This is a genomic window from Polynucleobacter sp. UB-Piko-W3 (assembly GCF_018881635.1).
Taxonomy (GTDB): Bacteria; Pseudomonadota; Gammaproteobacteria; order Burkholderiales; family Burkholderiaceae; genus Polynucleobacter.
Genome location: NZ_JACVPY010000002.1, coordinates 1,449,115 through 1,464,715, shown reverse-complemented (window position 1 = coordinate 1,464,715; position 15,601 = coordinate 1,449,115). Strand labels below are relative to the sequence as shown.

At 44.7% G+C, this 15,601-nt stretch carries 13 protein-coding genes and 1 pseudogene; 7 read left to right on the top strand and 7 right to left on the bottom strand.

The annotated features are described in order from the left end of the window. Window positions 1-33: 33 nt before the first annotated feature. On the bottom strand, window positions 34-498 hold the full coding sequence (locus ICN31_RS07775; protein ID WP_088525350.1) for an Lrp/AsnC family transcriptional regulator: 465 nt from the start codon (window positions 496-498) through the stop codon (window positions 34-36). 201 nt (window positions 499-699) lie between these two features. On the opposite strand from ICN31_RS07775, the pseudogene ICN31_RS07770 reads away from it, so the two are divergent. The 3 genes and pseudogenes from ICN31_RS07770 to ICN31_RS07760 form a co-directional block, all read left to right on the top strand. Next, a pseudogene (locus ICN31_RS07770) lies at window positions 700-1,599 on the top strand (2-oxo acid dehydrogenase subunit E2); the annotation flags it as partial. A gap of 34 nt (window positions 1,600-1,633) precedes the next feature. Then, a complete protein-coding gene (gene mdeB, locus ICN31_RS07765) occupies window positions 1,634-4,273 on the top strand; it encodes an alpha-ketoglutarate dehydrogenase (RefSeq protein ID WP_216260227.1) in 2,640 nt (879 codons plus the stop codon). A gap of 74 nt (window positions 4,274-4,347) precedes the next feature. Then, window positions 4,348-5,685, top strand: coding sequence for an NAD(P)H-dependent oxidoreductase (locus ICN31_RS07760; protein ID WP_216260226.1), 1,338 nt, complete (start codon window positions 4,348-4,350; stop codon window positions 5,683-5,685). Window positions 5,686-5,688: 3 nt separating this feature from the next. Here the strand turns inward: ICN31_RS07760 and ICN31_RS10710 are convergent, their stop codons facing one another. Next, the gene (locus tag ICN31_RS10710) at window positions 5,689-6,528 is read right to left on the bottom strand and encodes a DMT family transporter (protein ID WP_370624330.1); all 840 of its coding nucleotides are present in this window, start codon (window positions 6,526-6,528) and stop codon (window positions 5,689-5,691) included. 8 nt (window positions 6,529-6,536) lie between these two features. Continuing rightward, window positions 6,537-7,433 (bottom strand): LysR substrate-binding domain-containing protein, encoded by an 897-nt coding sequence (locus ICN31_RS07750; RefSeq protein ID WP_255530936.1) that lies wholly within the window; start codon window positions 7,431-7,433, stop codon window positions 6,537-6,539. Between the two features lie 147 nt (window positions 7,434-7,580). On the opposite strand from ICN31_RS07750, the gene ICN31_RS07745 reads away from it, so the two are divergent. From ICN31_RS07745 to ICN31_RS07730, 4 genes are all read left to right on the top strand, one after another. Further along, on the top strand, window positions 7,581-8,420 hold the full coding sequence (locus ICN31_RS07745; RefSeq protein WP_216260220.1) for a class II aldolase/adducin family protein: 840 nt from the start codon (window positions 7,581-7,583) through the stop codon (window positions 8,418-8,420). 46 nt (window positions 8,421-8,466) lie between these two features. Further along, entirely contained in the window at window positions 8,467-10,023 is a 1,557-nt protein-coding gene (locus ICN31_RS07740; RefSeq protein WP_216260217.1) for a Rieske 2Fe-2S domain-containing protein, read from the top strand. Between the two features lie 64 nt (window positions 10,024-10,087). Next, window positions 10,088-10,375: a 2Fe-2S iron-sulfur cluster-binding protein gene (locus tag ICN31_RS07735; RefSeq protein ID WP_370624296.1), complete on the top strand. Its 288-nt coding sequence runs from the start codon at window positions 10,088-10,090 to the stop codon at window positions 10,373-10,375. Continuing rightward, window positions 10,365-11,309 (top strand): ketopantoate reductase family protein, encoded by a 945-nt coding sequence (locus ICN31_RS07730; protein ID WP_216260215.1) that lies wholly within the window; start codon window positions 10,365-10,367, stop codon window positions 11,307-11,309. Before ICN31_RS07735 ends, ICN31_RS07730 begins: the two co-directional genes overlap by 11 nt. On the opposite strand, the gene maiA is transcribed toward ICN31_RS07730, so the two are convergent. Genes maiA through ICN31_RS07710 form a run of 4 tightly spaced genes read right to left on the bottom strand, consistent with a single transcriptional unit; the run spans window position 11,302 to window position 15,597 of the window. Further along, complete coding sequence (gene maiA, locus ICN31_RS07725) at window positions 11,302-11,970, bottom strand: maleylacetoacetate isomerase (protein ID WP_216260213.1); 669 nt, start codon at window positions 11,968-11,970, stop codon at window positions 11,302-11,304. The genes ICN31_RS07730 and maiA overlap by 8 nt on opposite strands. Window positions 11,971-11,974: 4 nt before the next feature. Then, complete coding sequence (gene ggt, locus ICN31_RS07720) at window positions 11,975-13,573, bottom strand: gamma-glutamyltransferase (RefSeq protein ID WP_216260210.1); 1,599 nt, start codon at window positions 13,571-13,573, stop codon at window positions 11,975-11,977. A gap of 39 nt (window positions 13,574-13,612) precedes the next feature. Then, the gene (locus ICN31_RS07715) at window positions 13,613-15,058 is read right to left on the bottom strand and encodes a TRAP transporter large permease subunit (protein WP_216260208.1); all 1,446 of its coding nucleotides are present in this window, start codon (window positions 15,056-15,058) and stop codon (window positions 13,613-13,615) included. Beyond that, window positions 15,055-15,597: a TRAP transporter small permease subunit gene (locus tag ICN31_RS07710; protein WP_216260206.1), complete on the bottom strand. Its 543-nt coding sequence runs from the start codon at window positions 15,595-15,597 to the stop codon at window positions 15,055-15,057. The genes ICN31_RS07715 and ICN31_RS07710 overlap by 4 nt, the downstream gene beginning before the upstream one ends. Between the last annotated feature and the right edge of the window lie 4 nt (window positions 15,598-15,601).

The window sequence follows — 15,601 nt, the reverse complement described above, 5'->3', positions numbered from 1 at the left end:
AATGTCTCAGATAACTTCTATATTGCCCAATATTTACTTAGGTAATGGTAAAGCAGTTTTATAGCGCACTTGCTTTAAAGCAAAGCTAGACCGAATTTTTTCAATTCCAGGTATTGGCGTGAGTTGCTCTAGGATAAATTTTTCCAGTGCACCCATATCGGCTACTGCCACCCGAATCAGGTAGTCGCTATCACCAGTCATGAGATAGCACTCCATTACTTCATCGTGTTCAGAGATGCGCTGTTCAAATTGCGCTAAGGCCTCTTTAGATTGCTCTTTAAGGCTAATCGAGATGAAAACATTTAAGCCAAGCCCCAAAATCTTCGGGTCAGCTAGTGCCACATAGTTGCGGATAACGCCCTTATCTTTGAGTGCCTTCACCCGCATCAAACAGGGTGAAGGTGATAAGTGAACCCGCTTAGCTAACTCCACATTGCTATGGGAACTGTCATTTTGCAGTTCATTCAATATTCTGATATCTATGGGGTCTAGCTTCATAAAATTCCTTAAAAAATACTTATATCAGCATATTATGCTGAAAATTATCATTTATGACCAATAATTAGCATCCTATTTTGACTGTAATCCTACAAAATTGAGCCTTAGGTACAGCCGTCAATTTTTGGAGGGGTTGTGAGTATTGAGATTGCGTTTCCAGAGGTTCGAAAAGATCCAGACATGATGGGGTCTGAGTGTTGGGCTGGCCCCTCGACCAGAAAATTTGCCCGTGAATTTGGTGTTGATATTAGGCAGGTTCAAGGCAGTGGCCAAAGAGGCCGAATCACCAAAGAAGATATCGGGCAATTTATAAAGCGCTCAATGTTGGCAAAAGAAAGTTCTCCCCAAGTACCTCAGGGCAATGGCGGCCTTGACCTATTACCTTGGCCTAAGGTGGACTTTACAAAGTTCGGAGAAATAGAGCGTCAAGCTCGTAGTCGAATTCAGAAAGTTTCAGCCGCTAATCTTGCGCGCAATTGGGCGATGATTCCAGCAGTAACTTATCACGATGATGCGGATATCACTGAGCTTGAAGAGTTTCGTGCTGAGTTGAATCAAGAAAATAAAAAAGACGAGATTAAGATTACTTTATTAGCATTCTTAATTAAGGCTGCAGTTGCCGCCCTCAAGAAGTACCCAACATTTAATGCCTCGCTGGATGGTGAAGATCTCATCTTGAAAAAATATTTCCATATTGGATTTGCCGTAGATACCAAGGGTGGCTTAGTCGTTCCGGTGATTCGGAACGTGGATCAGAAAGGTATTCGAGAGATTGCAGCAGAAACTGCTGCGCTAGCCATACTGGCCCGCGAGGGAAGGCTGAAACCGGATCAGATGCAGGGCGCGAGTTTTACGATCTCTTCATTGGGTGGAATTGGCGGCACCTACTCTGCCCCTATTGTGAATGCACCAGAGGTGGCTATTCTGGCAGTCAATAAGTCTGCTATGAAGCCAGTTTGGGATGGCGCACAATTTATTCCGCGCCTCATCTACCCGCTTTCAATGACTGCGGATCACCGAGTTATTGATGGCGCCTTAGCAACCCATTTCACTAGGTATCTCACTCAGTTATTAGGTGATTTTCGTAAGGTGTTGTTATGAACTTAAAAGATAAAAAGTCACAGAGGAATTTTTCATGAACGCCCCCGACATTAAAAAATATTTAAATCTTGAGCACGTTGATACCGATCCTGCAGAAACTGCAGAGTGGAACGAGGCATTTATGGACTTGCTAGCCTCAGGTGATAGCGCAAGGGCTAAATTCATTTTGGATAGTTTGCTAAAGCTAGCCAATAAAAATCAAATTAATTGGGTGCCAGATTTAGTAACCCCTTATGTCAATTCAATCCCAGTGGATGAGCAGCCTCCATTTCCTGGAGACCTAGCGATTGAAGAAAAACTCGCATCTTTGATGAGGTGGAATGCACTCGCCATGGTTGCAAAAGCAAATGAAGTCTATGGGGAGTTGGGCGGCCATATTGCTAGTTACGCTAGCGCGGCAGATTTATTTGAAGTGGGCTTTAATCATTTTTTCCGCGCAAGAACTCAGGGTGGAGAGGCCAAAGAGCGCGGAGACTTAGTTTTCTTTCAGCCTCATAGCGCGCCTGGAGTCTACGCCCGTGCTTATCTAGAGGGAAGACTTACAGAGAATGACCTGTTGCATTACAGACGTGAAATTACTGCACCTGAATCTGGAGCGAGGGGCTTATCAAGCTATCCACATCCTTGGTTAATGCCTGATTTTTGGCAGTTCCCAACTGGCTCAATGGGAATTGGGCCAATCAGCTCCATTTACCATGCACGCTTTATGCGTTATCTGAGTGATCGCAAATTACTAGATTGCTCCACCAGGAAAGTTTGGGGTGTATTTGGTGATGGTGAGATGGATGAGCCAGAAAGTATGAGCGCCCTGACATTGGCATCTAGAGAAAAGTTGGATAACTTGGTTTGGGTAGTCAATTGCAACTTGCAACGCTTGGATGGACCAGTGCGCGGCAATGGCAGAATTATTGATGAGCTCGAAAAACTCTTTAGAGGTTCTGGTTGGAATGTCATTAAGTTGGTATGGGGAAGTGATTGGGATGGGCTCTTTGCCAGAGACACTACTGGAGCATTAGTAAAAGCGTTTGCTCAAACTGTTGATGGACAAATGCAAACCTTTGCTGCAAAAGATGGCAGTTTTAATCGTAAAAATTTCTTTGGTCAAAATGAAGAATTAGCCAGGCTTGCTCAGGGTATGACGGATGAACAAATTGATCGGCTCAAAAGAGGCGGTCATGATTTAGTCAAAATTCATGCAGCCTATCAAGCTGCTGCTAATCATATAGGTCAGCCAACAGTGATCTTGGCGCATACCAAAAAAGGCTATGGCATGGGTAATGCTGGCCAAGGAAAAATGACTACCCATAGTCAGAAAAAGTTAGATGACGAAGCATTGATTGCCTATCGCAATCGATTTAATTTGCCCTTAACAGATGAGCAGGCTACTAACCTTACCTTCTTTAGGCCTGATGAAAATAGTGAAGAGCTAAAGTATTTAAAAGAACAACGTACTAAGCTTGGCGGTCAGCTACCTAAGCGTTATTCAGAATGTGAAAAGTTAAATATCCCCGATATTGCTTCTTATGCAGCTTTTGCAATCAAAGCTGAATCAAAAGAGATGTCGACGACGATGGCTTTTGTCCGCATGCTTGGAAATTTACTGAAAGATAAAGAGCTCGGGCCTAGAGTCGTACCAATCGTGGCCGATGAAGCACGGACATTTGGGATGGCCAATTTATTTAAGCAGGTTGGTATTTACTCGAGCGTAGGTCAGCGCTATGAACCGGAAGATATTGGTTCGGTTCTGAGCTATCGCGAAGCATTAGACGGGCAAATTCTGGAAGAGGGCATTAGTGAGGCGGGTGCCATTGCAAGTTGGACTGCTGCAGCAACTAGCTATAGCGTTCACGGCATCGCAATGCTGCCTTTCTATATCTACTATTCAATGTTTGGCTTTCAGCGTATTGGTGATGCTATTTGGGCAGCCGCTGATCAACGCGCTAGGGGATTTTTATTAGGAGCAACCTCTGGTAGAACAACATTGGGCGGTGAAGGTTTACAGCACCAAGATGGTAGTAGCCAGCTCGTTGCTGGAACTATCCCCAATTGCAAGGCATACGACCCTGCTTTTGCAGGCGAGTTGGCGGTGATTGTGGATCAAGGTATGCGCGATATGTTAGTTGATCAAAAAGATTTGTTCTATTACATCACGCTCATGAATGAAAACTATGCTCAGCCTGATTTACCTGAGAATGCTGTCGAGGGCGTGATTCGTGGCTGCTATAAATTAAAGACGGTAAAAGCTAGCACTGGGGATAGTAACTCTTGTGTAACTTTGCTAGGTTCTGGAGCCATCATGACTGAGGTGCTGAAGGCAGCAGACATGCTTGCTAACACTGGCATTAATGTTGATATCTTTAGCGTGACTAGTTGGAGTGAATTATCTAGAGATGGCAAGGCAAAAGAGCAGGCAAGGCTTGCTGGTGAGACTGGCACCGAACAAGCATTTATTAGCCAAACGCTTACTGAGGGACGTGGCCCGATTGTGGCTGCTACAGACTACGTACATGCGCTACCAGACAGTATTCGCGCCTATATTCCTGAAGGCAGACGATACATTACGCTTGGTACTGATGGTTTCGGCAGGAGTGATACGAGGGCAGCATTACGTGAATATTTTGGCGTCAATGCAGACAGTATTTATAAGGTAGCAAAAGAATCATTGAAAAAATGATCTTTTCTCTTGATGCCTTATGATCATCCCTCTATTGCCTATTACTTAATACCGAATTAACTGGAGATTTTTAGATGTCCCTTATTCAAAAGCTCAAAGTGCGTGCTGCGAACAATAATCCCGTACGTGTGGGCATTATTGGCGCAGGTAAATTTGGCTCTATGTATCTCTCGCAAGCACCACGGACTCCAGGTATTCATCTAGTTGCAGTTGCTGATTTATCTCCCACGCGTGCCAAAGAATCCCTTGCTCGTGTAGGTTGGGATGCGCCTCGTTATAGTGCTACTTCGCTACAAGAGGCAGCAAAGTCAGGCGCCACTTTTGTGACTGACGATGTAGAAAAAATGATTGCTAGTGAGCATATCGATATCGTGATCGATTCTACAGGCAGCCCAGCAGCTGGTATTCGTCATGCATTACTGTGTTTTGATCATCGTAAGCACATCATTATGGTGAACGTCGAGGCAGATGTTTTGGCTGGACCCTTGCTTGCGCGTAAGGCGGCAGAGGCTGGTGTGATTTATTCAATGGCCTCAGGTGATCAGCCTGCTCTCATTGCTGAATTGGTCGATTGGGCAAGAACGATTGGCTTAGAAGTAGTGTGTGCTGGTAAGGGCACTAAATATTTGCCTATCTATCACCAGTCCACTCCGGATACAGTTTGGGGCCATTATGGCTTTTCTGAATCGCAAGTTGCTGGTGGCGACTTTAATGCACAAATGTTCAATTCATTTTTGGATGGAACGAAGTCAGCCCTCGAAATGGCCGCAGTATCAAATGCTTGCGACTTAATTCCCCCTAGTAATGGCTTAGAGTTTCCACCTTGCGGAGTGGATGACTTGCCGCATATCTTCCGTCCTGTATCTGAAGGTGGAATTCTGAAACAAAAAGGAACTGTTGAAGTAGTGTCTTCAGTTGAGCGGGATGGACGTCCGGTATTTAGAGATTTGCGTTGGGGTGTTTTTGCAGTGTTTGAAGCACCCAGCCAATATGTGATTGATTGCTTTTCACAATACGGCCTAAAAACAGATAGCACTGGTAAATATGCAGCGATGTATAAGCCTTACCATTTGATCGGTGTGGAGCTGGGTATCTCAGTGGCAAGTATTGCCGTACGAGGAGAGGCTACGGGAGCAACTGGAGATTGGAAGGGCGACGTAGTAGCTACCGCTAAGCGCACGCTCAAGTCGGGCGAGAAATTAGACGGAGAGGGCGGCTTTACCGTTTACGGAAAACTGATGACAACTGCTGACTCTCTAAAGCTTGGTGCCTTACCTATTGGTTTGGCGCACAATATGGTGCTCAACAAAGATATTCCAGCTGGCAAACCAGTGTGTTGGAGTGATGTGGATTACGACGCTACTTTGCAGGCGATTCAATTTCGACGAGAAATGGAAAAAGTGTTTGCCTAGATCTTAGGTTGATATTGTGCGATGGTTCCAGATCAGCCAGATCCCTGAAGAGGCAATCAAAATCATGCCAACGACGCTTAAGCCATCGGGTAGTTCACCAAAAATCAAGTAGCCATAGCCAACGGCCCATATCAGTTGCAAGAAAACTAAAGGAGTTAGCTTGTAAGGCCGCATTTTGTAGAAAGCTAGTACAACTAATAGATGGGCTAATCCACCAAATAAGCCTATCAAACCAAACAATACATATTCATATGCAGGTAATGAGGGAAGTGGAGCCGAAATCGGTAGCAATAAAGTAGAGATCACAAGTCCAACGATTCCGCTATAAAAGAAAGTTGTGTACTCCGAGTCTTCAACTAGTTTTCTGGTGCACAGCTGAAAGATGGCGTTGAGAAATGCCATGAGAACAAGTAGTAGCGCCGCTAAATGAAAAATTGCCGAGCCTGGTCTTGCAATGAAGAGGATGCCCAGGAATCCTAGGGCAGCAACGAACCAATCTTTTAGTCCAACGCGCTCACCCAATATAGGTCCTGATAGGATTGCCACCCAAATTGGAGCAGTGAAGGTAATCGATGATGCTTCAGCTAGAGGAAGCCAATTGAGCCCTGCAAAAAATAAGGCTGCTGTTGCAACAAGTAAGCAAGATCGAAAGAGTTGCAAGCCTAAATTTTGAGTGCGCCAAAAATTTTTTCCTAGGAAGTACCAAGCTATTGGAGCCGCAAGTAATAGTTGACCAAAAAATCGAGACCATACTACAGCGATGAGATTAGTGTCTTGGACCAGAATTTTGGCCATTGCATCTACAGTAGAAAAGCAGATTCCACTGAGAAGGAAAAAAAACACTGGTGATTTCACTCTGCAGTGACTCCCGCCTTAATGCATATCCATTCTCTAAAGAGCTTAATTTTTTGACTGTTTTTAGCATTCGATCGATAAGATAAAAAATGGGTTCTATCATTAGTGGGTAAAAAGATTCCCTTACCGAGTTCAACCAACTCACCTCGTGAGAGTTCTCTTTCAGCAAAGCGCACGCTCTCAAGAACAGCGCCTATGCCGTCCACGGCGGCCGATACAGAAAGGGCTGCACGATCAAATGACATTTTTCGACTTGATGGATTTTTGAGTTGATTAATCTCAAACCACTGCTCCCATGTATGGTGATTTAGTGATGACTCGATGAGAGTTAAGTTACTCATTAACTCTTCTACTGGCATTTTCGGATCAATTAATTCCGGGGAACAAAGCGGCGCAATTTTTTCTTCACCTAGAGATAAGGATGTAATTCCAGGGCCTTCGCGAGTTGATTGATAAGAGATCGCAATATCAATTTCTTGATTACGCAAAAGATCAATTGGCTCTGCTCCAGAAGTGAGGCGAATAGTGATATCGGGATTATTTTTAATGAACTCAGGAAGTCTTGGGCTGAGCCACTTTGCAGCAAAACTGGGTGAGCAGTGCAGGACAAGAACTTGTGAGCTTGGGGCAAGGGTGACTTCATTGCATGCCGCCTCAATGACATCAAATACCCTGGAAAGAGAGTCTAATAAACGTCGTCCCTCTAATGTTGGCTCTACTTTGCGGTTCTTTCGCAAAAATAGCGGCTTAGCAAAATAATCTTCAAGCGCTCTAATTTGGTGACTAATGGCCGACTGTGTGAGATGTAGCTCTTGAGCAGCCAAGGTAAAGCTTTCGAGGCGGGCAGCAGCCTCAAAAGCCCGCAAAAGAACATAACTTGGCATTTTTCTCATGTAAATATAATATACATGATTTATATTCATCTATCTATGAATACTTATCGTTTGTCAAAACTCTCGGGAAAGCCGATGATTACGGCTTAGTTATCTTTTGAGTTTTCTCAAAACATCAAATTTGCATCATCAAAAAAAGGAATTCACATGGCTGCGGTAATGGAGAAAGAACGTAAATTGGACTTGGGCGACAGAGAGTCCATTTATCAACCTGAAGACAAATCCCAGATTTTTCCTTACCAGCCAAAATTTAATAATTTTGCTGAGCAGCGTCAGCATCTCAAGGAGCGATTGGTTGCGGCATGTAGAGCGTTTGCTCTAGAGAAGTTTGACTACGGATTTGCAGGACATTTAACCGTTCGTGATCCAGAGCATCCAAATTTGTATTGGACTAATCCAATGGCAGTGCATTTTGATCAAGTGAAAGTATCTAACTTAATCTTGGCCGACCATGAAGGCAATATTTTGGAAGGTAAGCATGCATTGAACCGTGCGGGATTCGTGTTGCACGCAGCAGTTCATGAAAAACATCCTGATATTGTGGCTATGTGTCATGCACATACAGTCTATGGAACAGCATTTGCAGCGCTAGGTAAACCACTTGATCCAATCTCTCAAGATGCAGCAGCATTCTTTGAGGACCATATGGTTTTAGCAGAACAAGCTGGTCAAGTAGCAGTTGAGGATAATTCAGGCTACAACGTAGCAGGTTCATTGAAAAAAGTGAAAGCGATTATTCACCGCAATCATGGCTTATTAACAGTCAGTCGTCACAGTATTGAGGCTGCAGCGTTCTGGTTTATCGCTTTAGAGCGTTGCTGCAAACAGCAGATGATGGTTGAAGCTACCGGTATTAAGCCTATGTTGTTATCGCCAGAAACCGCACGCTACAGTCGTGAACACGTGGGCAGCGAATATATTGGCTGGCTACATTTCCAGCCAATCTGGGGTTATCTAAAAGAAAACCAGCCAGATATGTTTGAGTAATTGAATAGTTTTAGATATAGCTAGTTAATCAACAGGAGCAGCATGAATGACAACTAAACAGGAACAAGCGGAGAAAAAGGTCGGCGCATCGGCAGGATCTGCAACGCCTAAGAAATTAGTTCCTTATGGTGGCTACTACACCAATAAAGTTCCAGGACATGATCCTGAGCTCACAGAGGTTGGTCCAGGCACACCAACAGGCGAGTACATGCGCGGTTTTTGGCATCCAGTTTGTATGTCAATTGAATTAACTGACACACCAAAATTTTTGACTATCTTGGGTGAAGAATTGGTAGCGTTTCGTGATGGTAGTGGGAGCATTGGCGTATTGCATGCACACTGCGTTCATCGCGGTGCTTCACTAGAGTATGGACAGATTCAAGAGCATGGGATTAAGTGTTGTTATCACGGCATGGTATTTGATGTAGACGGCACTTGTTTGAATGCACCATTTCCTAAGGGTGAAGAAGCGGAAGCAAAAAAATATGCATGCTCAATTCAACAGGGCGCCTATAAAGCTTTCGAAAGAAACGGCTTAGTATTTGCCTATATGGGCCCTCCTGATAAAGAGCCACCATTCCCAGAGTGGGAGTCTGATTTCACAGTAGCACCTGGTGATGAGCTTGTCCCTTATAGTAATTTCCAACACTGCAATTGGTTGCAAGTTCAAGACAATGCAGCGGATAACTTTCACACAGCTGAATTACATGCTGCCAAAAACGTAGTAGGTGGCCACTTTCAAGGTACGACCTTTGATGAGGTAGGTTCTCCAACAATGGAAGTGCATCCAGATATGCAGTTTGTGCCAATCCATGGTGGGCGAGGCTTGGCTTGTTCTGGTGCGCGTCGTGTCAACAACGATAAATTGTTTATTCGTGTTCAACATCAAGTGTTACCAAACCTCAGCTTGCATGCCTACACTTCTGAAGATGGCTCTAATAAAAAACTATTTAGCCGTTTTCATATTATTCGCTGGACAGTTCCAGTCGATGACTTCAATAGCAAGATGATTGGCTGGCGTGTGATGGGCCCCGGCATTGATACCCGTGGAATCGGACAAAAAGAGCTGGTCGGATATGAATCAATCGACTTTTTGGATGGCCAGGTTGCTTTAAGAAGGGCTGAGCGTTTTAGTAAGCACACCATTGACGATATTGTGGACATTCCTACCGATCATAGAGCGCGCTCCAATTACAAGATGGCTCAATATGCACCTGGTGATTACGAGGCCATTATTAGTCAAAGGCCGATCGCAATTCATGCTCTAGAGAATCCAACTAAATTTGATGCGGGCCCTTATTTATTTAGAAAGATGTTGCGGGATGCCATTCGTGGTTCTAATCCAGCAGCAAGTGCAGAATCTTTTTCTGAATGGTTAAAGGAATTGAATGGTGCGCCCAATAGCTATTGCTCTGGTACTGTATTCGAATTGCCAATTGGTGCCACTACTGAAGAAGAGGTCGCGCAAAGACGCTTTGTGGCTAAAGGCGTGATTGCGATTCTCACTGAGAGTGAGCAGTACAAAGGCAAAGAGCGCACTGACTTCGTGAAGCAAAAGATGGAAGCGCTTGAGCAAGCTGCAAAAGCACAATTTAAGCATTAATTGACAGATCAGAAGAGATGGGCTGCAATTGCAGCCCATTCTTTTTGTGGAGTGAGACAAAAAAGTGAATAAAATTTCTAGTGTGGACTCTGAAGAGTTGGTGATCGAGATTCAGAGTAATGGCCAAAAAATAAGCGTCACCAGAGCCGAGTCACTGATCGATGCTTTGGCAAGATCAGGTATTGATATACCTACTTCTTGCCAATCAGGCTTGTGCGGCACTTGTAAGACAAGATATATCAGTGGCGATGTAGAGCATGGGGATTGTATTTTGAGTGATGATGAGCATCAGGAGTTTTTAACTCCCTGTATTTCTCATATCAAGAGCGGAACACTGGTCCTTGATTTATAAAGCACCGAGTGATCAAAAGATATACGTCTTAGGTGCGGGTGCAGTCGGGTGCTACTTTGGTGGCATGCTAGCTCGCGGCCATTATGATGTTACTTTTATTGCAAGACCTGAGCGTGTAGAGGCCTTGAATGCATTTGGCTTAGAAATGGATTGCAAGGCATTTCATGAAACAGTGAAAGTTAAGGCCAACTCTGATCTTTCTACTCTGAAGGATGCTGATTTAGTTTTACTGGGTGTGAAGTCGCTTGATACAGAGCGTACGCTTGCAGAAGTTAAATCTGTTTTGCCAAGCAAGGCAGTGATCTTAAGTCTCCAAAATGGAGTGGCAAATATTGATATTGCCTCCAAAGTGATTGCTAATCCGGTTTATGCAGCAGTGGTTTATGTTGCTGCAGGGATGATTGGTCAAAGAACTATGAAGCATCATGGTCGCGGCGAACTTTTGGTGGGAGGTCTTGGTACGGCATTACCTACTGATGATCAAAACCTCACCTTAATTTGTAAGCTCTTTGAAGGAGCAGGCGTTCCATGCTCGATTGCGCCGCAAATTAAAAGGGATATGTGGCTTAAGTTTTTGGTGAACTGTTCCTTTAATGCGATTTCAGGAATTGGTCAGATTTCCTATGGGGAGATGGTAAAGTCCCCTGAGGTTGTGAAGCTGATTGAAGAAACTACCAAAGAGTTTCTTGCTATCGCTGCACTTGAAGACGTCAAGATCAGTATGTCAGAGGCGCTTGCTGCAAACGAGTCGATTGCAAAGACGATGGTGACACAGGTTTCCTCAACTGCTCAGGATTTGGCGAGAGGAAAAATGACCGAGATGGATTTTTTAAATGGATATATTGTGGAGCTGGGTAAGCGCTATGGTGTTCCGACACCCTATAACGAATCTGTTTATGCCTTAGTCAAAATGATGGAATCCAAAATCAACTAAAGGGATTTGGTCCCTCTGCATCAATTTGCTTTTCCCAAGAAGCATCTATAAATGTAGGTAGTTTCATGCATTCATCCAATATTTGCATCAGAGTCGGGTAGTGACTCATATCCATTTTGCTACTGAGAGCATTGAAGAGTTGTGGCACCAAGCAAATATCAATCAGACCAGGCTGATCACCAAAGGCAAAACGGCCGCGGCGCTGATCAGTACTGAGTTGCTTTTCAACGCTTGTTAGTCCTAGCTTGATCCAATGTTGATACCAAGCATCCTTAGTTTCATTACTGGCTCCAAGTTCTTTTATTAAGTAGCGCAGTACCCGCAAGTTACTAATAGGATGAATATCAATCGCCACATCCATGGCCAATGATCGCACCCAGGCACGATCCATTGGTGAGCTTGGTAGTAAAGCAGGTTTGACTTGAATTTCATCTAAGTATTCAATAATGGCGAGCGATTGATGAATACTATTTTTTCCATCATCTAATAGCGGCACGAGACGATTGGGGTTTTTATTTTGATAGGACTCAGTCAGTTGTTCGCCACCATTTTTGCCAAGGTGAACCGGAATGACTTCGTAGTCTATGCCTTTGAGATTCAACGCAATGCGAACACGGAAAGCGGCTGAGCTACGCCAGTAGCTATAAAGCTTTAGTTTCATAGGTTTAAAACGCGCTAACAGCCCCATCACTTCGTGGGTCCCAGCCGCCGCGTAATGTGCCAGATGGATCACGAATGATGCAACCAGCGTGACCTACGGTCTCATCAAAAGAGTCCAGCATCTCAATTTCATGACCCATGGCATGTAATTCTTTTGCAACCCATGGACTAAAGCGAGATTCTAGTTTGAGACTATCGCTCGTTTGACCCCAAGTTCGTCCCAGTAACCAACGTGGACGACTAATGGCATCTTGCGGATCAAGTCCATAAGTAGCAGTGCGCGTAAAAAGTGCACATTGCGTTTGAGGTTGGCCATCGCCACCCATAGTTCCGTACACCATTGAGCGACCATCCTTGAATATGGCCATGGCAGGATTGAGTGTGTGAAAGGGTTTACGGTAAGGCTCGAGATGGTTTAGCGTCTTAGGGTCTAAAGAAAAGCTGCAGCCACGGTTCTGCCAATTCACGCCAGACTTCGGCAGAACAATACCAGCACCAAACTCATGATAAATACTTTGAATGAAAGAGACGCAGTTGCCATCGCCGTCAATCACGCCCATCCAGATGGTATCTGCTGGGCCTTTACCCTGACCCCAAGGTAAGGCTTTTTTGGGATTAATATTCTTAGCCAGTTTTTTCAGAAACGCGGGCGATAAAAATGACTGTGCATTTTTTGTCATGTAAGCAGGGTCAGTAACAAACTGATCCCGAATCTTAAATGCCTGCTTCGTTGCTTCAACACAGTGGTGGACATACTCAGTACTGTCGACCTTAAAGCGTTTTAAGTTCAATTGATCCAAGATGCCAATAATCATCAATGACACTACGCCCTGAGTAGGCGGTACCATGTTGTAGACCTTAGCCATGCTGTGCTTGAGCTCTAGTGGATCAATGAGTTTTGCCTGATGCCGCGCAAGATCACTAAAACGTAATGGGCTACCAATATCAGTGAGCTCTTTTGCCAGAAGGTTAGCAAGATCGCCACGATAAAAATCATCCGTACCTTTGCTTGCAATCTGGCGCAAAGTTTTCTCTAGACGTTCTTGTTTGAAGATGCTACCCACAGCCGGTGCCTTGCCATTGACTAAGAAGGTCTTAGAAAAACCTGGAATAGCACTCAGCTCTGCACGCTTCTTTTCAGTTAGGCTGGATTGACTATAAGTCACTGGCACACCAGTTTCTGCGTAATGAATAGCGTCTGCCAATAAACGAGACAAAGGAATCTTGCCGCCTAAACCTTTTTTAGATAGCTTATGTGCAGCACCCCAGCCAGAGATTGTGCCGGCAACGGTATTGGCTGCAACGGGTCCACGAAATGGAATCGCTTTAGTAATGCCATGATCTGCATACCATTGCTTACTAGCCAAACCAGCAGCGGCACCGCATGCATCAATGCCACCCATCGCCTTACCAGGTGAATGTATGACCCAGAAAGAGTCGCCACCGATTGAATTCATGTGGGGATAAACAACAGCAATAGTGGCTGCGGCAGCAACCATTGCCTCTAATGCATTACCACCCTCTCGAAGAACTGCTAACGCTGATTCAGAAGCAAGGGAATGCGGTGCGACCGCCATCCCTTGTATACCCCACTTTGCCTGCATTGCAAAACCCCTCTATTGTTTTGTGCCACTATTTTTATATTATTTATTTTCGCGCAATTGCCGCTCGATATCTGCACTAGAGTCTACTGTGATCTCATTTTGTTCGACGCCAGCTAATGGATCAACCGATGGTCCGCTAGCATCAAAGGCAGCTATCGGCTTATCAACAAAGTAGGTCACTGTTTCTGGGATGAAGATGATGATCGCTACCAGAATCAGTTGTAGACCAACCCAGGGCAGTGCCCCATAGTAAATATCTGAGCTTTTAACGGTTTTATCCGCTACCCCTCGCAAATAAAACAAGGCAAAACCAAAGGGCGGATGCATGAATGAGGTTTGCATATTGGCGCCCAGAAGCACGCCAAACCAAATGAGATCGATCCCCAGTTTTTCTGCAACTGGAGCTAACAATGGAATGATGATGAACGCGATTTCAAAATAGTCTAAGAAGAAGGCTAAGAAGAATACAAATAAGTTCACCGCAATCAAGAAGCCTACTTGACCACCTGGCAGACCTGTTAAGAGCTCCTCAATCCAAAGGTCTCCATCTACACCGCGGAATGTCAAGCCAAATACAGTAGAGCCAATCAGAATGAAGATCACCATGGCATTGATGCGCATAGTAGAGGTCATCGCCTCCCAAACTAGCGTTTTTTGTAGGCGTTTGTTCATTGCTGCGAGAACTAATGCTCCTACAGAACCCATGGCGCCACCTTCAGTTGGTGTGGCTAGGCCCATCAAAATCGTTCCGAGTACTAAGAAGATGAGTGCGATAGAGGGAACAATACCCCAGAGGATTTTCTTAAATAACTTCCAATCAATTGTTGGGCGCGCCTCTGGAGGCAGTGCAGGTACATCTTGCGGTCTAAAAATTGATAAGAAGAAAATGAATAAACAGAACAGCGCTACTTGAATGATTGAGGGCCCAATAGCACCGGCATACATATCACCAACAGACTTACCTAACTGATCAGCCAACACAATTAATACGAGTGACGGCGGGATGAGTTGGGTAATCGTTCCTGAGGCGGCAATCACACCAGTCGCAACGCGCGGGTTGTAGCCATAGCGCAGCATGATCGGCAGGGAGATTAAGCCCATCGCAATTACGGATGCAGCAACGGTTCCAGTAATTGCTCCGAGAATCGCGCCAACAATAATGACGGCATAAGCTAGGCCACCACGGATTGGACCAAACAATTGACCCAATCCTTCGAGCATATCTTCAGCTAATCCACACTTTTCCAGAATCGCACCCATAAAGGTGAAAAAAGGAATTGAGAGCAACAAGTCATTGGAGAGAATGCCAAAGACTCGGTCTGGAAGGGCTTGCAAGAAAGTGGGCTGAAACATGCCCATTTCGATGCCGATAAATGCAAAGAATAAGCCAACAGCACCAAGAGAAAAAGCAGCTGGATATCCAAGCAACAAAAATATAATAAGGCCCCCAAACATGATGGGGGCCATCAAATCATGGCTAATCATTGGAGCGGTCTTTCGTACTTAGGATCGATTTGAATCATGCCAATAATGGCTGCATAGCGTTTGATGATTTCAGAAATACCTTGGAGTGTTAGTAAGAAAAAGCCCAAAGTAATTGCTCCACGAACTGGCCAACGAATCAGGCCGCCTGGGTTACTTGAAGTTTCATTTTGAATGACCGAAGTAAGAAAAAATTCCCAAGAGTAATAACCAATGATGATGGTTACCGGTAAGAAGAAAACAATGCCGCCCCAAAAGTCCAGCCAGAGGCGAAATTTGTTGGGGTACATTGCATAGAGAACGTCTACTCGCACGTGTTCATTGAGACGGAAAGTCGTTGCAGCACCAAACATCACCATGCCGGCGAACAAATACCACTGCGCTTCAAGCCAACCGTTGGAGCTGATATTGAAGCCATACCGAATCAGCGCATTTGCTGTGCTGACCAGTACGGCTATCAATACCATCCAACTCGCTAATACACCAAAACGGTCATTTAAACGATCAACAAAGCTTGCGAAAACTAAAAATTGTTTTGGCATATCA